18 protein-coding genes are annotated in these 19,956 nt (G+C 48.4%); 14 read left to right on the top strand and 4 right to left on the bottom strand.

Annotated features, from left to right (window positions below; all coding sequences use genetic code 11):
* Nucleotides 1-130: 130 nt before the first annotated feature.
* The 14 genes from JZI27_RS18790 to JZI27_RS18730 all read left to right on the top strand — a co-directional run bounded on the left by JZI27_RS18790 (nucleotide 131) and on the right by JZI27_RS18730 (nucleotide 16,674).
* Nucleotides 131-1,519 carry an L-cystine transporter gene (locus tag JZI27_RS18790; RefSeq protein WP_280208697.1) on the top strand — a complete coding sequence of 463 codons (1,389 nt, stop codon included), beginning with the start codon at nucleotides 131-133 and terminating at the stop codon, nucleotides 1,517-1,519.
* A 130-nt stretch (nucleotides 1,520-1,649) separates the two neighbouring features.
* Nucleotides 1,650-1,841 carry an SMI1/KNR4 family protein gene (locus JZI27_RS25070; RefSeq protein ID WP_122909083.1) on the top strand — a complete coding sequence of 64 codons (192 nt, stop codon included), beginning with the start codon at nucleotides 1,650-1,652 and terminating at the stop codon, nucleotides 1,839-1,841.
* A complete protein-coding gene (locus JZI27_RS18785) occupies nucleotides 1,790-1,957 on the top strand; it encodes a hypothetical protein (protein WP_280208696.1) in 168 nt (55 codons plus the stop codon). Before JZI27_RS25070 ends, JZI27_RS18785 begins: the two co-directional genes overlap by 52 nt.
* 152 nt (nucleotides 1,958-2,109) lie before the next feature.
* Complete coding sequence (gene ggt, locus JZI27_RS18780) at nucleotides 2,110-4,137, top strand: gamma-glutamyltransferase (protein WP_280208695.1); 2,028 nt, start codon at nucleotides 2,110-2,112, stop codon at nucleotides 4,135-4,137.
* A gap of 157 nt (nucleotides 4,138-4,294) precedes the next feature.
* On the top strand, nucleotides 4,295-5,032 hold the full coding sequence (locus tag JZI27_RS18775; protein ID WP_280208694.1) for an ABC transporter ATP-binding protein: 738 nt from the start codon (nucleotides 4,295-4,297) through the stop codon (nucleotides 5,030-5,032).
* A 2-nt stretch (nucleotides 5,033-5,034) separates the two neighbouring features.
* Nucleotides 5,035-6,162, top strand: coding sequence for an ABC transporter permease (locus JZI27_RS18770; protein WP_280208692.1), 1,128 nt, complete (start codon nucleotides 5,035-5,037; stop codon nucleotides 6,160-6,162).
* Nucleotides 6,163-6,601: 439 nt separating this feature from the next.
* Complete coding sequence (locus JZI27_RS18765) at nucleotides 6,602-7,153, top strand: DJ-1/PfpI family protein (protein ID WP_251244864.1); 552 nt, start codon at nucleotides 6,602-6,604, stop codon at nucleotides 7,151-7,153.
* A gap of 148 nt (nucleotides 7,154-7,301) precedes the next feature.
* Complete coding sequence (locus JZI27_RS18760; protein WP_280208691.1) at nucleotides 7,302-7,880, top strand: RNA polymerase sigma factor; 579 nt, start codon at nucleotides 7,302-7,304, stop codon at nucleotides 7,878-7,880.
* Nucleotides 7,855-8,823 (top strand): hypothetical protein, encoded by a 969-nt coding sequence (locus JZI27_RS18755; protein ID WP_280208689.1) that lies wholly within the window; start codon nucleotides 7,855-7,857, stop codon nucleotides 8,821-8,823. Before JZI27_RS18760 ends, JZI27_RS18755 begins: the two co-directional genes overlap by 26 nt.
* A 291-nt stretch (nucleotides 8,824-9,114) precedes the next feature.
* On the top strand, nucleotides 9,115-10,296 hold the full coding sequence (locus JZI27_RS18750) for a spore germination protein (RefSeq protein ID WP_280208687.1): 1,182 nt from the start codon (nucleotides 9,115-9,117) through the stop codon (nucleotides 10,294-10,296).
* 11 nt (nucleotides 10,297-10,307) lie between these two features.
* On the top strand, nucleotides 10,308-11,426 hold the full coding sequence (locus JZI27_RS18745) for a GerAB/ArcD/ProY family transporter (RefSeq protein WP_280208686.1): 1,119 nt from the start codon (nucleotides 10,308-10,310) through the stop codon (nucleotides 11,424-11,426).
* Complete coding sequence (locus JZI27_RS18740; protein ID WP_280208684.1) at nucleotides 11,423-12,553, top strand: Ger(x)C family spore germination protein; 1,131 nt, start codon at nucleotides 11,423-11,425, stop codon at nucleotides 12,551-12,553. Before JZI27_RS18745 ends, JZI27_RS18740 begins: the two co-directional genes overlap by 4 nt.
* Nucleotides 12,554-12,966: 413 nt before the next feature.
* Nucleotides 12,967-14,676 (top strand): methyl-accepting chemotaxis protein, encoded by a 1,710-nt coding sequence (locus tag JZI27_RS18735; RefSeq protein WP_251244870.1) that lies wholly within the window; start codon nucleotides 12,967-12,969, stop codon nucleotides 14,674-14,676.
* Between the two features lie 219 nt (nucleotides 14,677-14,895).
* Complete coding sequence (locus tag JZI27_RS18730) at nucleotides 14,896-16,674, top strand: amidohydrolase (protein WP_280208683.1); 1,779 nt, start codon at nucleotides 14,896-14,898, stop codon at nucleotides 16,672-16,674.
* Nucleotides 16,675-16,762: 88 nt separating this feature from the next.
* On the opposite strand, the gene JZI27_RS18725 is transcribed toward JZI27_RS18730, so the two are convergent.
* The 4 genes from JZI27_RS18725 to JZI27_RS18710 all read right to left on the bottom strand — a co-directional run bounded on the left by JZI27_RS18725 (nucleotide 16,763) and on the right by JZI27_RS18710 (nucleotide 19,772).
* The gene (locus tag JZI27_RS18725; protein WP_122909099.1) at nucleotides 16,763-17,383 is read right to left on the bottom strand and encodes a TetR/AcrR family transcriptional regulator; all 621 of its coding nucleotides are present in this window, start codon (nucleotides 17,381-17,383) and stop codon (nucleotides 16,763-16,765) included.
* 231 nt (nucleotides 17,384-17,614) lie between these two features.
* Nucleotides 17,615-18,268 (bottom strand): Crp/Fnr family transcriptional regulator, encoded by a 654-nt coding sequence (locus JZI27_RS18720; protein WP_122909100.1) that lies wholly within the window; start codon nucleotides 18,266-18,268, stop codon nucleotides 17,615-17,617.
* Between the two features lie 25 nt (nucleotides 18,269-18,293).
* Nucleotides 18,294-18,956, bottom strand: a complete 663-nt coding sequence (locus JZI27_RS18715; protein WP_251244872.1) for a Crp/Fnr family transcriptional regulator — start codon at nucleotides 18,954-18,956, stop codon at nucleotides 18,294-18,296.
* A gap of 66 nt (nucleotides 18,957-19,022) precedes the next feature.
* On the bottom strand, nucleotides 19,023-19,772 hold the full coding sequence (locus tag JZI27_RS18710; RefSeq protein ID WP_183184998.1) for a methyl-accepting chemotaxis protein: 750 nt from the start codon (nucleotides 19,770-19,772) through the stop codon (nucleotides 19,023-19,025).
* Between the last annotated feature and the right edge of the window lie 184 nt (nucleotides 19,773-19,956).

The following is a 19,956-nucleotide window of genomic DNA, read 5'->3' as shown; positions in this document are numbered from 1 at the left end:
TTGGTTGGGAAGCTGAAGATTTCATTCAGAATACTTCGACAAATCACAAACACATTTTTTATGCAACGCTAGTGAGTAAGCATATTCTTTTTAATAAACGTAAATTCCAAGTGGAATGGAGGGAAATGAAATGTCAACATTGTGGACGATTGTGAACATCGTTGTTTTACTTGCCATCATTATTGGATTGTACACCATGCAAAAGAAACACATTTCGTTTTCCAAACGGGTGTTTGTCGGTTTAGGTGTAGGTATTTTGTTCGGACTCGTCCTGCAATTTATTTATGGAGCGAAATCCGACATCCTGCAGTCGACCTTGGACTGGTATAACATCGTCGGAAGAGGTTATGTGAAACTGCTGCAAATGATTGTGATGCCTCTGGTGTTCATCTCGATTGTCTCTGCTTTTACCAAAATGAAATTAACCCAGAACATCGGAAAAATCAGCACGCTCATCATCGGCCTGCTGGTCGGGACGACGGCTGTGGCCGCTGCGATCGGGATTGCGTCCACCTTGGCGTTCAATCTGGATGGAGCCCAGTTCCAGCAAGGGGATGCTGAAACCGCGCGAATCGGTCAGGTCGAACAGCGTCTGGGTGAGATCCAGAACATGACACTGCCGCAAAAGGTATTGGAACTCTTGCCAGCCAATCCTTTCCTGGATTTGACCGGTGATCGTCCGACGTCTACCATCGCTGTTGTCATCTTTGCCGCTTTCATCGGAATTGCGTACCTGGGAGTAAGGAAGAAAAATGCTGAGCAAGCCGAGCTATTCGCCAAAATCGTGGATACGTTCCATGCGGTGATCATGCGCGTCGTTACGCTGATTTTGCGCCTGACTCCATACGGCGTGCTGGCGATTATGACGAGAGTGACAGCGACCAGTGATTACAATGCGATTTGGCAGCTGGGAAAATTCGTTGTGGCTTCGTATGTGGCTCTGGCGCTCATGTTTGCCGTTCATTTGCTGCTGCTGGCTTTCGCTGGATTGAACCCGATCACGTATATCAAAAAGGCATTTCCTGTGCTGACCTTCGCCTTTACCTCGCGTACGAGCGCAGGAGCCTTGCCGCTGAATGTCAAAACCCAGACACAGGAGTTGGGAGTTCCTGAGGGCATTGCCAACTTCGCCGGGTCATTCGGTCTTTCCATCGGGCAAAATGGCTGCGCGGGAACTTATCCGGCCATGCTCGCCGTAATGGTGGCGCCGCTCGCAGGGATTGATCCACTGACACCATCCTTTATTTTCACGCTGATCGTCGTCGTTGCCCTCAGCTCCTTCGGGGTAGCAGGTGTGGGCGGCGGAGCGACCTTTGCAGCGCTGCTGGTCCTGTCTACGATGAACCTGCCGATCGCGATCGTGGGCTTGCTGATCTCCGTAGAGCCGTTGATCGATATGGGACGTACTGCACTGAATGTGAGCGGAAGCATGACGACTGGTGTGCTGACGAGCAAAGTGACGAAAGAGCTGGATACTCAGGTGTATAATGATACGAAAGCACAATCTGTGACGGTTTAATAATGAACCCGGCTGCTATCTCCATTCGTGGAAGGCGTAGCCGGGATTTTTTTATCTGACCTCCAATACAACGATGTCGGTTAAATAAGGTTTTATAAATAATCGACGAGATTGCCGATAAGGCAGATGATTGACCTTGGAGAAGATAGAGCATTTTGAAGCAACCGCCAATATTGAATTGCCGCAAGACTACAGAGATTTCCTGCTCCATATCGGCGACGGTGCGAGGCAAGACAGGCAATTCCCTCTGTCCTTGTCGCATGCGAAGGATTGTCTGGAATCGTCCATGATACAGGTGAAACGTGTTTTCCGCTGTTTGTAGAAGAGCTGGGTCAGGAGATTTTGGTGAAGGGGCTAGGTGAGCTTGAGATTGCCGTAGGGGATGTCTACAGGGTCAGAGGGCAATTGAATGGAGAGGTCTATCAGATATGGCGGTGATTCGCAGAGATGGTGAAGCGTATGCAGCAGAGGCTGTCCTTTTCAAATGAGGACAGCTTTTGTCGTTTTGAGTCTCGTTGACCAGAATAAATATCAGAAAATTGGAATAACATTGCAATGGCAATGAAACAAGCATACTGAGGAGGGAATCTATGAAAAAGTGGAGGTCGTTGGCTGTAATGGCTGCGGCTCTATGTGCTCTCGCTGCGCCAGTGCAGGCGGCAGTGCCAGGGGTACCTGCATCGGGTGAAGGAGCAACACAGGGGATAGTGGCGGTCTCGCATCCGGCAGCAGCAAAGGTCGGACTGGAGATTCTGGAACGAGGCGGCAATGCGGTAGATGCCGCAGCAGGCATCCAATTGGCGCTGAACGTCGTAGAGCCGATGATGTCGGGGATCGGTGGCGGCGGTTTTATGATGATCTACCTGAAGGATCAGAACAAGTTCACGGTGATTGACAGCAGGGAGATGGCGCCGAAGCATGCAGCTCCAGACATGTTCCTGGACGAGGACGGCAAGCCGATTCCGTTCGACGAGCGGCACACCAACGGCAAGGCGGTGGGCGTACCGGGCACGCTGCTAGGGGTGGATACGGCACTGAACAAGTACGGGACGATGAAGCTGCCCGATATCATCGATCCGTCCATCGAGCTGGCGGAAAAGGGTGTTCCGGTAAACTGGATTACAAGCGAGTACATCAACAGCGCAGTATGGAAGCTGGAAAAGCATGACACGGCCGGGAACGTATTCGTGCCGGGCGGGAAACCTTTGAAAGAAGGAGATCTCCTGGTACAGCCTGATCTGGCGAAAGCGCTGAAGCTGATCAAGCAAAAGGGAACGGACGCCTTCTACAAAGGAGAAATCGGGGAGGCGCTGGTAAAGGAAGTGCAGCGTACCGGCGGATCGATGACGATGGAGGACCTGCAGCATTATGTCGTCAAGGAGCGGGAGCCGGTGAGAGGAGACTTCCGCGGCTACGAGATTGTCTCAATGCCACCGCCAAGCTCGGGCGGATTGACTGTCATCCAAATCCTCAAGCTGATGGAGGGCTTTGATAACCAAAAGGCTGGGGCCAACTCGGTGGAATACCTGCACAACCTGATCGAAGCCAATCACCTGGCCTATGCCGACCGAGCCAAATACATGGCGGATGAAGACTTTTACCCTGTGCCGAAAAAAGGACTGATCCATGACGACTACATCAACGAGCGCAGAAAGCTGATTCTTCCGGACAGGGCAAATGCCGAAGTGGCGGCAGGTGATCCGTGGGCTTATGAAGAGAAAACAGCTGCTGCTCCACTCCCATTAAGCGAGGCAAGCGAGCACATATACACCACCCATTTCTCCGTGATGGACAAGTGGGGAAATTTGGTCTCCTACACGACGACGATTGAGGATGTTTTTGGGTCGGGGATCATGGTTCCGGGGTACGGCCTCATGCTGAATAACGAGCTGACTGACTTTGACGCCGTGCCAGGCGGTGCCAATCAGGTAGAGCCAGGAAAACGTCCGCGCAGCAGCATGACGCCCACGATTGTGATGAAGGACGACAAACCGTTTATGGCGGTAGGCTCGCCGGGCGGTTCCACGATCATTGCGTCCGTGTCCCAAACGATTTTGAATGTGATTGAACACGACATGCCTATTCAGGAGGCGATCCTGTCGCCGCGCATCTTCTCCAGCAACTATCCGAATGTCACCTGGGAGGCAGGCATCGATCAGGATGTGATACTGGCTCTGATGGCAAAAGGACATGTGTTTGCGGAGAAGCCGGGTAACATCGGGAATGTGCAAGCCGTCGTCTACGATTTTGAAACGGGCAAGATGTACGGAGGGGTGGACAACACGCGGGAAGGGACGGTACTCAGTGTTGACGGTGGCTCCTACCACACATCCAAACCTACGCCTGCACCACAGGCGGATAAAGGTGTATTTACACTGAAAGTGAACGGCAACACGTATCCGTACACGGCAGAGCAAAAGGTTTTGCGAAATGGGACAGCTTATATTCAGGCGGATAAATTGCTGCTCGGGCTGAACGGAGGGGCAGAGGCATTCAGGAACGACGCCGTGCAAATCAACGGGGAGCCGTTTTTACCCGTGAAAAAGGTAGCGGAAAAACTGGGGTATTCGGTCAGTTGGGATGCACAGGAATGGACGATCCAGCTGGAGATAAAGTAATCCTTCAAAGCCAGACACGGCCTCTTTAAATAAAGGGCCCTGTTTGGCTTTACATGCATTCCCTCAGGCGAAACGAGATGAAGAGATTTCCTGAAGCCTGTCGATTTCGATATAATGCAATCAAGACGATTGCAAGTAACAAGAAAAGGGGAATATCATGGCTGCATTGCTGGAAGTAGAGGGAGTTACAGGCGGGTATGTATCGAGTCGTGCCGTCATCGAAGATATCTCCTTTCACATACAGGAAAGAGAGATCGTGGCGCTCATCGGCCTGAATGGCGCAGGAAAGAGTACGATTATCAAACACATCCTGGGTCTGCTGGAGCCAAGGGAAGGCGAGATCCGCATAGCCGGAAAGACGTTTTCAGGCAGTCCGGAAACCTATCGGCACACCTTTGGCTACATTCCGGAATCTCCGATTTACTACGATGAATTGACCTTGTGGGAGCATCTGGAGCTTGCGGCGATGAGCTACGGCCTGGATAAAAAGGTGTTTGCCGAGCGTGTGCAGCCGCTGCTCAAGGAATTTCGCATGGAGGAAGCTCGAGATCGCTTCCCTCGGCAGTTTTCAAAAGGAATGAGACAAAAGCTCATGATCATGATGGCTTTGATGGTACAACCGTCTTTGTACATCGTGGACGAGCCTATTCTAGGGCTGGACCCACTGGGAATCCGCACCTTGTTGACCTGGCTTGAGAGCTGCAAAGAACAAGGCGCGGGCATTTTGATGTCGACACATATATTGGCGACGGCGGAGAAGTATTGCGATCGGTTTATCATCCTGCACAAAGGGCGGATCAAGGCACAGGGGACGCTGGACGAGCTGCGCCGCATCACGGGCATGCCGAACCACTCACTGGACGACATCTACTTGCATCTGGTCGAGGGAGAATGATGATGAATGTAGATCTCTTATTTCGCGAGCGGCTGCGGAGGTTTTCCAAGGAGGTCGTCCTCTACGGACAGTACATGGCAAACGGAGGCGTACTAATGGTTGCCGTTTTTCTGACGGGACTGCTCGCTTATTACTATCCGAGCCTCGTCCAGGCGATTCCCGTGTGGTTTCCGGTACCAGTCGCACTTTCTATCGTAATCGCTCTTATTGTCACCAGAAGTCCTCATCGAACCTTTTTGCTGGAAGCGGACCTGCTGTTCCTGACACCCGCTGAAGCCAAGATGGATCGTTATTTTCGCAAGACGCAGATCTACAATTTCGTCGTTCAAAGCATCGGGCTATTCCTCGTCCTTTTACTGCTGATGCCCTTGTACAAAGCGACGATGGGGCCAGCTGGGGCTCAGCTGTGGTTGTATTGGGGAGTGCCCTTTATCTTGAAGGGCTGGAATGTGTACAGCGGCTGGATCACCATGCGCCTGCCTGACAAGAACCAATATGCCTTGTACACGCTGGTCAGATTTGGCATTACGTTTTACCTGCTCGCTTGGATGCTGAGCGAGGGACAGCTTTTGCCCTATGGGGTATTTATCTGGATGGGGCTGTTGATCTGGTTCCATATTCGGCTGCAGCGCATTTCAAAAGGACATGCCTACCAATGGTACCGATTGCTTGAGGTAGAGAACCGGCTGCGTCTGCGTTTTTATCAGATCGCCAACCAATTTCGGGATGTCCCGTCCTTGCAGCAGCGAGTGAAGTCTCGTAAATGGCTCATTTGGACAGCCAGACTGATCCCGTATCGCAAAGCAAACGCGGGACGGATCCTGTTCCTGAAATCATTCCTGCGCTCAGGTGATCTGGCCGGGATGTATATCCGGATCCTTGTCATCAGCTCGTTATTGATGTTGATCTTGCCTGGTGTGCTTGCCAAAGCGGCAGTCGCTCTACTGATTCTTTTTTTGTCTGCCATTCAGCTGAAGGGAATCGGGAGCCAAGTCCGGCACCAAAGTCGGTCATCCCTGCTTCCGATCGATGAGCAGCAGCAAAAGAGTGCGGCGCTATGGGTGCGGCGGGTGCTTTTGGTGGTGCAGGGTACCGTGCATATTTTGGTTGTATGGTTCGCAGCTTCATAGTAAAACGTGGAGATCAAATCGGGTTGCCAAGTGGGGACAGGGGCTGGTCCAGCGAACATTTGGGAACTCATGATGATGTTGGCTTGCGAGGGATGGTATTTGCATATTGGACTGGTGGTGTTGTTGAGCAGCTTCATTTTGTTTTATAAGCGACGCAAAAAGGTATAGGAAACGGACCTCTTATTGGAGGTCCACCAAACAGCACATTCTGTTGTTCTACGATGGCTCTTTTCCTTTAAATCAAATCCCGCGAATCGGAAAACCGCGGGCGTTCTTCCACCGCACATGGAATCGATCCATACCATGCTGCATGATGAGTGACGCGAATCCGACAGCTTGATGAATTTGGTGTCTACCAAGCAGGAATCAAACATCTTCTCAAAGAATTGGAAAAACGGGAGGCGTGCTTTCCAAAAAAAAGTCATGAGGAGGCTGTCGGATGAGTAAAAAAGTGTTGATTGTAACCGGGGATGCTGTAGAGGCTTTGGAGGTTTTTTACCCGTACTATCGTTGCCTGGAAGAGGGGTTTGAAGCGGTTATCGCTGCTCCTACGGTCAAAACGCTGCATACCGTATGTCACGATTTTGAAGCTCACAGTGAAACGTATACCGAAAAACCAGCCTACCAGCTTCCAGCCCATGCTTCTTTTGCAGAGATTAATCCTGAGGCTTTCGATGCCTTGATTATCCCAGGGGGACGTGCGCCAGAGCATATCCGGCTGAATGAGCATCTAAAGCCGATCGTCGCCCATTTCTTTGAGGCCAACAAGCCAGTGGCGGCCATTTGTCACGGTTCACAGGTGTTGACGATTGTCCGAGAATATCTGGAGGGCAGAGAAATGACGGCTTACCAGGCGTGCAGACCGGATGTAGAAGCATGCGGGGCCATCTATCAGACTGAGACCCTTCATGTCGACCGCAACCTCGTCTCGGGGCATGCTTGGCCAGATCTGCCTGGCTTCATGCGTGAGTTCATTAAGTTACTTCGCTAAGGATAACAAAACCTCCCATTGCGGCCTTCTTTATGGTTTTATGCCATATGGGGGGTTTTTTCTTTTTAATTGCGTGTTCAACTGTCCCTTTACGCATTCGGCAAGTGTTATACATAGTGAACAGAGAAAAGACAATGGAGGTGAGGATGTGCAGGAGAATATAGAGGACCTGATACGGCGTGCGGTGCAAGAAAAAGATCAGGAGGCTTTTCGGTGGCTGGTACAGATTCATCAAGGCAAGATATACACGTATTGCTATCGATTGTTCTGGAACAGGCAGGAAGCCGAAGATGCCGTACAGGAAATCTTTATGAAGGTGTACCAAAGGCTGGGGGAGTATAAACCGACCGCTTCTTTTTCTGCCTGGCTGTACAAGATCGCCTACCATCATTGCCTGAATGAGTTGAGAAGAAAACAGCTCATGCAAAAAGTGAAGGATATATTCTTTTCCCGGACAGAGGTCGCAGCAGTATCTGCTGAAGAGATTGTCCAAGACAAAGTGTTTAGCGAACCCATCGCAAAGATACTCGAAAAGCTCACACTGGAAGAACGCAATTTGCTTGTAATGAGAATTTTTGATGAAAAAACCTTCGAGGAGATGGGGGAGATTATCGGCAAAAGGCAAGAAACTGTGAAAAAGCGTTATGAGCGTCTTCGGAAAAAAGTAAGAAACATGATCACCGAAAGTGAGGAGGATCTTTATGCGGAAACATACTCTCTCCCATGAAGAACAGGTAATTCAGCAGCATGCTTTGCCGATCGAAACGGATCACCTAGACATCGCCTCGAAGGTTATGCACCGGTTGAATGAAAATAAACGCTCCAGATTCTTCTTCGCGATTCGCAAGCCTGTCTCTGTCGTTCTGTCAGCTGTAACAATCCTTTTTGTGGGCAGTATTGTTGCATACGCTGCAGGTATCTGGAGCATCAAAAATGAAAAAGGAGACACCTTGTATACGGCGGAATCCCTTCAACCCAATTCCTATGCAGTAACGAGATTTGGCGTAACGGCGCAGCCAAGCAAACAGGAACAGGCTTATCTGGATGTTGTCAATGAAGTAGCAAGACATGTGCCGCCAGGACAGGGGGCCGCTATCTATATTCCCGATGAGAGCTTGAATCCTCAAGGGACGGTTTTCTATGTATCCCAGCAGATTCCGTTCTCCGCATGGGATGCCTTCCAACAGGAAGTTACCCACAGGAATGCTCCGGCTTTCGAATATCCGGCAGAACTCCCAGCAGGCTATAGTTTCAAGGAAGGTTTTGTCAGCAGCGAGGTTGCGACCTATGGCAATGAAGAAGCGATCGAAGCTGAGCTAAAGGCAGGGACGAAAAAATCCGGAGAAAAGGCAATCGTGAAAGAAGTCCCGCTCGAGAAGAATCCAAAGGGTGTATCCATCACTTATGCCAACGGAGAGGATACTTTTCATTATAGTGCTGCGCTGACAGGAAGAAAGAGAACCTTCGTGTCGCAGGAAGCAGAAGTAGAGTTGGTGCAAGCAGGCTCTGTGGATGCATTGTTCATCCGGGATTACCATGGAATGAGAGTGGAGTGGGTAAAGGGAGAGGAGTCTGACCCTATGCGAACACTCTATAAACTATCTGTGCCATCGAACAGTAAACTCACAAAAGAGGAACTTCTCGCGATTGCCAAGGGAGTAAAGAAATAGTCGCATGGCAAGAGCTTAATTTCCTCCCGTTCCTATGATATAGTGAGATCAGGATGCAACTAGGATTTCCCGTTAACAAGCAGCTTTTACCGGCGGTAGACGCGGAGATGTCCGTTACGTGAAATAGACCGTATCCATCGGGTACGCGGTCTATTTCTTTTTTTGTACTATCGGAAAGTTTAAGTGCGCTAAAGCGCTAAAAAGATTAGCGGAAGATAGTATAAGTGCAACTATGGCTCCGCCAAAAGCTTGGCGTAGCCAAGTTTTCTAATGGAAAGGACGGGGAGAATCGTGAAAACCTTCAAAAAAGTGTATATAGAAATCACCAGCATCTGCAACCTGGCCTGTACGTTTTGCCCGCCAACAGAGCGCAAGGCCCATTTTATTTCTGTGGAAGACTTCGCCAAAAGGCTGGACGAAATCAAATCGTACACCAAATACATCTATCTGCATGTCAAAGGGGAGCCGCTGCTCCATCCCAAGATCGATGAGCTGCTGGATATCAGCCACGAGAAAGGCTTCAAGGTCAACATCACGACAAACGGAACGCTGATTGCGAAAAATCGGCACAAGCTGCTTGGAAAGCCTGCACTCCGGCAGATGAACTTCTCGCTCCACAGCTTTGACGGACACCTGGGTTCCACCGACCGCGAAGGATATTTGCGGGAAATTCTCTCATTCGTCCGTGAAGCACAAAAGCACCATGTCATTTTTTCGTTCCGTCTGTGGAATTTGACGCAGGACAACGAAACAAACATTCAAAAGAGTAGGAACCGCAAGACATTGGAGATCGTTGAACAAGAATTCGGACTGAACTACAAGATCGAAGAAAAGGTAGAGCCGGGCGGAGGGGTGAAAATCGACGATCGTGTCTACTTGAACCAGGATCATGAATTCCAGTGGCCGAGCTTGACAGCGCCTGCAGATGAGGGAAAAGGCTTTTGCTACGCGCTTCGCAGCCAAGCGGCAATTCTCGTAGATGGGACTGTGGTGCCATGCTGTCTGGATGGTGAAGGAGTTATCAATCTGGGGAATATCAATCAGGCCTCCTTTTCTGAGATTATCGTGGGAGGTATCGTTATCGGTCAAGCCATCGTGCAGGCCGGATTCACCAGCAACATCTTGATTATTATTGTTGCACTTGGCGCACTTTCGTCATTCAGCTCCCCGAATTACTCCCTCGGTGCCGCCATTCGAGTACTTCGTTTCCCCATCATTCTAATGGCAGGACTTTGGGGGGGACTTGGTATTGCTATCGGTGTGAGCTTCTTGGTTACACATCTACTGCGGATAACCAGCCTGGGTCGACCTTATCTTCAGCCAGTATATCCATTACGAATTACAGATTTAAAAGACAGCATTATCCGTGCTCCCATTACTTTCTTTGGATTGCGTCCACAATTATTTCGCCCAACAGATGATTTTCGTTTCGATCCTGCCAAGGCAAGGCAGATGGAAGATATTGATGAGTAGGTGAGGAGTTCATGCAGATCAACGTCTATCCCAAGATATCCAATCAAATCCCTGCTTATCTCTTGTTCTTTTTGATCTATTCGAATCAGGTCGGAGTCGGAGTGCTGGGCTTTCAGCGAGTGATTGCAATAGAAGCGGGGCATGATGCCTGGATCGCAGTAGTGATTGCTGGCATAGCTGTTCACCTCGTCATGTGGGCGATCATCAATACGCTAAAAAGATACCCGTCCTCGGATTTGTACGGGATTAATTGCGATGTATTTGGTCAGCTGTTCGGCAGTCTGATCAATATCCTGTACATGCTGTATTTTACATTGATTGCGATCGTGATCCTTCGAACCTATACGGAAGTTATCCAGACGTGGATGTTTCCCGAGATACCAACCTGGTTCGTTTCTGCAACCGTATTAGGGCTTGCGCTTTATACATTACTGGGAGGAATACGGATTATCACAGGCTACACGTTTATTAGCGTCGTCACGACTTTGTGGCTGATCTTTTTTTTGTACTTTCCTTCCCAATATGCCAGATGGTCCTATCTTTATCCCGTACTGGAGGCAAATGTACCGGAAATTCTCAGTGGCGCGGTCCAGATGTCTTTTACGATCGTCGGCTTTGAAATTCTCTATATGGTGTACCCATTTGTGAGTAACAAAGAAAAAGTCGGTGCCTTTTCACAGTCGGGTGCCTTGCTCACGAATCTGATCTATCTATTTCTCATGGTCCTGGCGATCACTTTTTTTAGTAAAAATCAGTTGATGAAGACAACCTGGGCAACATTGAACCTCCAGCAGATGGTGCATTTACCTTTTCTCGAACGCTTCGAGTTTATCATCTTATCTATCTGGCTCATTGTGATCATGCCGAATGTTATGCTGTACACCTGGAGTGTTTCGCGAGGCTTGAAGAGGATGTATCAATGGCAGTACAGGAGGACCATTTTTGTCGTGGTACTTGTCATCTTTGCCGGAGTTCTGGTGTTTTTGACCCGATCACAGATCAATTCCTTGAACAACTTCGCCTCGCAAGTTGGTTATTATGCGGCATTTATTTATCCCATTCTCCTGTACATAGGAGTTGTTATAAAGGGTGCATGGCGCAAACATCGCGAGAGGGGGAACACAGGATGAGGAAGGGGTGGCAATGGATGCTTTTGGCTATGATCGGTCCACTGCTGATTAGTGGCTGTGAGCCTACGCAGATCCTTGACGAGACGACTTTGATTACCGTAATGGGATTTGATGTGTTGGAGGATAATCGGATTCGCGCGACAGCCTCAGCACCCGTTGTAAGCTCCTTGGTTAGTCAAAAGGAGCAAGTGGTTTCAGCCACAGATACGACATTGAATGGAATAATGAATAAATTGGATCTGCAGCTGGACCGCCGACCAAAGCTGGGGCAATTACGTATAGCCCTTTACAGCAAGGAAATGGCGAAAAAAGGGATGATTGAATTCGTAGGGGTTATGGACCGAGTTGAAGTGGGCTTACGACCCTATCTCGGAATTGTTGACGGAAAAAGCTATGATCTGGTACAAGCCGATTATCCGACTCAGGGTAACATCGGTTTGTATCTCTACTACACGATATACAAGAACGTAAGAGGAGAACAGCTTCCTTCATCTACGTTACATGAATTCATGCGAGACTATTACAGCGAAGGCAACGATCCATACTTGCCCTTCATCGAACGAAAGGGGAATGATATCAATATCAAAGGGGTCGCGTTGTTCAAGGGAGATCAGTATGTGGATTGGGTAAAGCCGGAGCAGGCTTTCTATATTAAGCTGGTCCGCGACCAGTTTCGGGCAGGTTTTTTCCAATTATCCATCCCGACAGCAGGGCTGGGTATCCAGGATCAACGCAAGAGCAATAAGCAGGAGACGAGTCCCATTGCCCTTGAAACCATCAATAGTAAAAAAAATATCAAGCTTGTATCCCAACACCCCCCCACCTTTGACGTTTCCGTAGAGATTAAGGCGCGCCTGGACGAAATGGGCAATAAACCGGATCTGGAAAATACAGAAATAGTAAAAAAGATTGAGCGCGAGGTGGACAGGAAGATGGAAAAAGAGATGAGGGAGCTCGTTGCCTTGCTTCAGAAAAAGGGGGTGGACCCGATGGGGTTTGGGGAGCACTATCGGTCACAAAACCGGTCAGCTCACTTTGAAAAGGAGAAATGGCGCGAGATGTACAAGCAAGCCAAGTTTCGCTTTCATGTAAAAACCCAGATAATCCGCTTGAGCATTACGGACTGACATCACATCAAGTGGGTAAAAAAGATCAGAAGCAATCCGTTCTGGTCTTCTTATTTTTATACACATTTCTATCGACTGCTGGATTACATGGTTTGTCATGGAATGACTTAAAAAAAGGAGTAAAATTGCCGATAAATGTTTATAGAGGTAGGTTTAATGAGATACTTTTGCGGGAAATAGAAGGTAAACGTTACCAACTCTTTTTCAGTCTTTTCGGTATAGTATCAAAATTTCAACTGTGCTTTAAGCCACTGACCGCAATTTCGTACAGGGAGTCTTGGTGTACTACAAGAGTTACACACCTTTCTGTTTGGGTGGTTCGTTATCTGCCAAACGGAATAGGTGTTTTTTCAGTATCGAAAAGCAAAAGTAAGTTTCTTTCATCCATTCTTTATGATAGAAGGTGCGCATCCATGAAATGGTTTTATCACATCTCCATCTCCAAAAAACTGATTCTTGTCTTTACTGCAGTGTGTTTATTCATGGGGGGAATTGGCTTCCTAGGCTATATCTCGCTTAACAGGATCAACGAAGATATGAAGGGCATGTATCAAGATCGTTTATTGCCTGTGATTCAACTGAGCACCCTAAATAAAGCCATCTCTGAAAATACGGTGCTGCTCATGAACGCAGCCTCATTAAACCAGGACTACGACAAGCTGGAGCAAGCCGTGAATGAAAATATCGCCAAGATCAACACGGGTTTGACCACTTACGCTGAGCTGCCGCTTTCCCAAGAGGAGCACGATGTGCTAGGGACTTTAACGACTTTGTCGTTTGCCTATCAAAACAGCATCACTGAAGCGCTCAAGCTGTTGAAAAACAATGACAGCATGGGACTTATGATGAAATTGAACGGAACTGCGACGCAAAAAACAGCTATCGAAGAGAGAATCACCATGCTTGTGGAGTTGCAGGACAAGCAAGCACAGGAGCTTTACTTCCAGTCACTTGAGCGCTTCACCCAATCAAGGAACTTGACGATGATTCTGATCGGTGCAGGGATTTTGCTTTCTTTAATCTTTGGTATTCTTTTGACCAGAATGATTGCCAATCCGATCAATGAAGTGAAAAAGCACCTGGTGGAAATGGCCAATGCAGGCGGTGATCTGACGCAGCGTTTGCAGGTGAAATCACGTGACGAGGTAGGGCAGCTGTCGCATGAGTTTAACTCCATGCTTGCGAGCATTCAAGGAATCATTAAAGAAGTGTTGAAGGACTCCAGACTTGTAGCCGAAACTTCTCATGAGCTGGCCGAAAAAGCCCAACAAACAAGTCGCTCCAGTGAGGAGATCGTCCTCGCTGTTCAGCAAATCGCATCTGGTGCCGAGACACAGGTGGAAAGCATCTCCGAAACATCGGCTTCGATGACACAAATGTCATCCGGCATTCAGCAGATTTCTGCCAGTACGCAAGAAGTAACTTCTTCGGCAAACCTCGCTAGAGAGGTAGCGGAGAACGGAAGAAAGACCATTGATGAATCGATCCAGAAAATGGAGTCCGTCACGACCAATGTTCTGCAAGCCTCCAATATGATCAAGCACTTGAATGAAAGCTCTCAGGCAATCGGAACCGTGATCAATGTCATTAGCGGCATCGCAGCTCAGACGAATTTGCTCTCCCTGAACGCAGGGATTGAAGCGGCTAGAGCTTCTGAGCATGGCCGGGGCTTTGCGGTCGTGGCGAGCGAGATCCGCAAGCTTGCTGAAGAGTCACACCAGGCAGCGGAGCAGATTGCCGTCATGATCAAGCAGATTCAGGAAGAGACGAACAAAGTCTCTGCATTCATGATCGCGGAAACGAAAAACGTACAAGCCGGTCTGGAAGCAGCCGAAGAAGCAAGACAAGCCTTCCAACAGATACATGCATCCATCGAGACCGTCACAAGACAAATGACCGAGGTATCAGTTGCCACTGTTCAAATGTCAGCGGGTACAGAAGAGGTTCTCACCTCTGTTGGCACGGTGGTGCAAGTGGCTGAGGATGCTTCCAATCAGACGCACCAAGCACAAGTGGCTGCCGAAAATTCTCGTGAGGTCATGGAGCAAATGGCAGAGTCGATTTCTTCCATGGCGGAAATTTCCCAGCGTCTGCAAAGCTTGGTTGTACAATTTAAAGTGTAGTCTATTGAGAAGGGGGAAACTCCTTCTTTTTTTCTGCCTTTTCATCCATGTGTGGGTTGGCCATGGATGAAGCTTTTCCTCTCATGGAAAAAAAGTTTTGTGATGGAATTTTCAGAGTTGCAGTGCTACAATCAGATTTGTCTTGTTTTTCCTCTGGGTTAACTGGGAAAAGAAAGAACAAAGCATGATTTTATTGTAATTGGATGGGTGGGGGATCTTATGTCATTGAAAAAATGGACCAGCGCACTGCTCGTTACGGCCTTGATGAGCCCGGTATCGGCCTTTGCGCAAGGGACAACTCAACAAGCACCTGGACAAGCTGCCAAGTCAGGCCCGGTAGCAGGGGCAGCTCAAGTCATGCCTGCTGATACGGTATTGTCCAACGGCGTCGTGTACACCGTGGACCGCAACCGTAACTTTGCCGAGGCAGTGGCGATTCGTGGAGATAAAATCGTCTACGTAGGCAGCAACGAGGGAGTCAAAAAATACGTTGGAAGCCAAACCAAGGTAACCGATCTTCAAGGTAAAATGGTCTTGCCAGGCTTTATTGACAGTCATACGCATGCGAGCAAAACAACCGGACTTATCTTTTCTATCGATTTGTACGACGGTGGTTCTATCAAAGAGTATGTAGAGATTATTCAAGCGTTTGTGGCAGAGCATCCAGATGAGAAAACCTTGCAAGGACGGGGCTGGAGCAATCCTGTGGCACCTGGCATCGGGCCGCTCAAGGAAGCGTTGGACGAGATCGTTCCTGACGTGCCGCTTGCCCTCACTTCTGATGACGGACATTCCCTGTGGGTAAACTCTGCGGCGTTGGAGCTGGCAGGAATCACCAAGGATACACCGAACCCTGAAGGCGGAATCATCGAGCGTGATCCAAAAACAGGCGAACCGTCCGGAACCTTGCGTGAAAGTGCAATGGATCTGGTCTTGCACAAAATCGGCGGATACACCGTAGATCAGTACAAAGCCGGTATCGAGGAGTATCAGCACAAGGCGGCAGAACGCGGTGTGACCACAGTTCGTGACCCGGATATGCTGCGTTACCCGAATGTACTGGAAGCCTATGAAGAGCTGGCCAAGGAAAACAAACTGACGATTCGTTACCGCAACGCTGTCACAGCCAATCCTGACAAGGGGCCAGAGCAGGTAGCAGAGTTTGAAAAAATTAGAGAGCGCAATCAGTATCCGCTGTTCCAGGTGAACGCGGTCAAAATCTTCATGGACGGGGTTGTAGAGGGAGCTACGGCATATCTCGAAAAGCCTTATGAGCATAAGCACACCAATGGAGAGCTCATCTGGAAAACAGACGTTTACAACAAGACTGTTGCTGCGGCAGACAAAGCAGGCTTCCAGCTGCATGTTCATTCCATCGGCGATGCTTCTACACGTATCGTTCTGGACGGCTTTGAGCACGCGGAAAAGCAAAACGGCGCACATGATGCCCGTCACTCGCTCGTCCATTTGCAGCTGGTGAACAAGGAAGATATCGAGCGCTTCAAAAAGCTGGGAGCTGTAGGCATCGTGCAGCCGTTCTGGTTTATGCAGGAAGCGGGGTACTACGACGAGATCGAGGTTCCATATCTTGGGGAAGAGCGTGCCCAGCAGGAGTATCCGATGAAGAGCTTTATCAATCAAGGAGTTCATATGGCATCTTCCAGCGATTACATCGTGACACCTGAGTTCAACCCGCTTCATGGCATTCAACAAGGCATTACACGGATCGAAGAGGGCGAGACAGATCCAGGGAAAATTGCGAATCCGGATGAACGTGCTACACTGGCCGACATGATCGCCAGCTTTACGATTGATGGTGCTTACGCCAATCACGTAGATGCGATTACAGGTTCGATCGAGGTAGGCAAGAAAGCGGATCTGGTGGTATTGGATAAAAACCTGTTCGCAATTCCGGCTACCGAAATCAAGGATACCAATGTGATCCTTACCCTGGTTGAAGGCAAAGAAATATATCGTTTGCAAACCGAAAAGAAATAGAAGCATGAGGATGATCATCGACGACTAGTCAGCCGATGATCAAAAGAATGGAGGCCTGATCCCTAGGGATGGCCTCCATTTGCTTTTTTTATTCATTTTTTCCTTTAAAACCAAGGAGAAGGACTTCAAATGTCTCCTGAAAAACCTGTGAAAGGCGATCCATCAGCATATCGACGGTCTCCTCAGAGAACGTGTAGGTCGCGACGATCCCATGCAAGGTATACACATAGATCCGGGAATTCGTCAGCAGTCGTCTGTCATGATCTTCCAATCCAAGACTTTTTTGCAAAGCGCTCATCAGCTTGGCGAAGAGTTGATTCCTGATCTGGTTAATCTCCAGCTCCGGCTTTTGTTCATCCACTCTGACAGACTTAACATTGAAGAAGATCGTGTACATATTGCGATGCGTCAAGCAAAAGCGAATAAACGACAGGCTGATTCCGATAAGCTTGTCATCGGGAGAAGTATCCTGTTCCAGTATCTCGTCTATTTGTTTCATCAAGGCGAGTAGCGGGGGCATGGACAGCTGATGCAGTAGCGCCTCTTTATCTTTGAAATAAATGTAAATGGTAGTATGTGAGCACCCAGCTTCTTTCGCAATTTCACGCATGGTGACAGCATCGTATCCCCGACTCATGAAAAGCTCTCCTGCTGCTAAAAGAATGTTTCTCTTGGTTTCTTCGGCTCTTAATTCTTGTCTGGTTGGCATTCTCCGATTCACCTCAATGTCATCCTTCGCATGGTACAGAGGAATTGATTGCACATACGTTTGGAATGTGTTGGCTTTTAAAGTAGCATTTTGGTAGCTGCAAACAAGAATACTAAATCCTTTGAAAAAAATCCAGTTTTGGAATGTCGGAAGAAGCATGAAAAAAGATCCAATCAGACCAGCTGATGGATCTTTTTCGTTTTTGATTATGAAGCGCTTCAGGTGCAGCGACTATTTCCAAAGCAGGATGCCTTCGCTCTCTTCCTCACGATGGGCAATCTCTCTTACCTTGTCGAATTCGAGAATGCGTATCGCACCACGATTGGAGAGCTCGATGAGTCCGTGCAGCTTCCATTTGTGCAGGACCTTGTTCACCGTGATGCGAGAGGCATCGATGTAGCGGGCAAAGGAGGTTTGATCAATGGGAACGTTTTCATTTTGATGCACAGAATGAAGACGAATCAGGTAATGGGCCATCTGCTGTTCGACGGGACTATCTTGAAAAGCGATAATTTCAGCCAGTAGCCGAAACTTGTAGATCTGGGAATTGGTAAAGATCAAGGCAGCATGGGGATGATCGCGACAAACATTGGATAGCGCTTCGTCGGAAAAGTAGTACAGGACGGACGGACTGGTCGTAATGGCTGTCGTCAAATAAGGACCATTGTATGCACCATGCTCACCGGACAAGGTGCCGATAGATACGTAATCGATTGTCCGTTCATGCCCATTGTCAGATAAAAGTATAATTTTGATGCCGCCTCGGTCGAGGTAATAAAACCCTTTTCCCTGCTCGCCCTGTCGGTAGATGACGGTGTTTTTCTTGACTTCCATTTTTTGCCCGTACATGAGGAACGGAGTCCATTGATAGCGAATATTGTTCATGTCATCCCTCCATATTTTCTCTTCATTACCGTGCACAGGTCGAAGAAAAAGTATCTTCCGCGTCGGGAAAGACCGTGGTGCGCAGGAGATCGGGATCGATGATCGTAAACGTGCGGTTTCTGAATTCCACGATGCCGCTCTCTTTCCATTGCTTTAAAATCTTGTAGACGGTGATTCGCGTGAGGCCGGCGCAATCAGCCAAATCCTGCTGGGTCAGAGGGACTTCGTAGTTTTTGTATTCATCGCAAATATTGAGCAAGAGGGTGGCAATATGCTCCTCGGAGGTCAGTGCCTTCATGTTGATCGCAAACAGAAGTGTGCGCATTTTCTGATGGATCGTCTGGGTTAAAAGAGACAATAGCTCGGGTTGAACGGTGAGCATCTCCTGAAACTGCTCACAGGAAAAGTGATACACGACCGAGTTTTTAGCGGCGATTGCCGAAGTGAAATGGGTTTGCTGATCCATCGATTGGATGCCCATGATTTGGCCGGGGACCACGATGTTCAGCAGACGGTCATTACCTTTTACAGTGGTGGAAACAATCTTGACCAATCCCTTGTGAAGGTAGTAGAACCCTTCTCCCAACGTTCCCTGTTTATAGATAACCGATTTTCGTTTCCAAAATTGTCTAGTGCCGTATTTCAGGAATGACTCCCACTTCACGTCTGTTTCAAAAGGGGTAACCAAAAGAGAACACTCCTTCCACTTGGTTTTGATGATGGCGAAAAACGAAAATACCTTTCTTTAAAAAGTTTAGTTAGATTGAATTTGTGATATATTTTGCAGGAGCAGAGCTTCTTCGGTAACTTCGTTGATCGAGGCAGTCAAATCCATGATTCCTTTGGTTTGTTGCTGGGAAAGCGTCTTGGAATCCAGCACCATATCAGAGATAGAGGACATTTCCTTCTGGAGGGAAGAGAGCTTTTCAGAGATGTCTTTGGCCAGATCACTTGATCGAATGGCAAGCCGACGCATTTCACCTGCAACGATCGTAAAGCCTTTTCCGTGTTCTCCGGCTCTCGCAGCTTCGATAGATGCATTGAGGCCCAAAACCTCGGATTGTTTGGCAATCTGCGATATTGATTTCAGGACTGAAAAGGTGTTATTCAACTGTTCTTGCATATTTGCCATGACCTGATAGAGCTCTTCGCTATGAGCGGACAGGACTTCTGCTCCATCCTGCATCACTCTGGACTGTGCAAAAACCTCTTCTACAATCTCAGACAAATGCTCGGCGATTTGGGCCAGTTTATTTTGTCGATCCAGACTGACGCCAAAAACCAGGGAACCAGTGACAGCACCATCTTCTACGATCGGGAGAGCACCAGCGATGTAGGCGACTCCATAGACGGAGGAATCCATCACTTTACTGATCGGCTTCTCTTCTCTCAAAATACTTCTGGCGAGACTTCCTTCCCGAATGGGATCGTTGACTGATAAGCCAAAACGCAAAGAATTCCCGGCGATATACGACAAAAATTTTTCTCGATTGGTTACTCCCAAAGTAAAGTCCTCCTCAAAGCACATGACCATCCTATGCATGAGGGGAGAGACTCGAACGACTTGATCGAGCAGGCTCATTACGCTCAGACTCCTTTAAAATCATCGTATTTAAGAAAATGAGCCAAATAAGAGAAAAAATATTGAGAATCATCTATAATAACATTATAAATTCAATATTTAGAAA

This window comes from Brevibacillus sp. AY1 (assembly GCF_029870785.1).
GTDB lineage: Bacteria > Bacillota > Bacilli > Brevibacillales > Brevibacillaceae > Brevibacillus > Brevibacillus invocatus.
Note: the sequence above shows the minus strand (reverse complement) of the source record. Positions and strands in the feature narration are given on the sequence as shown.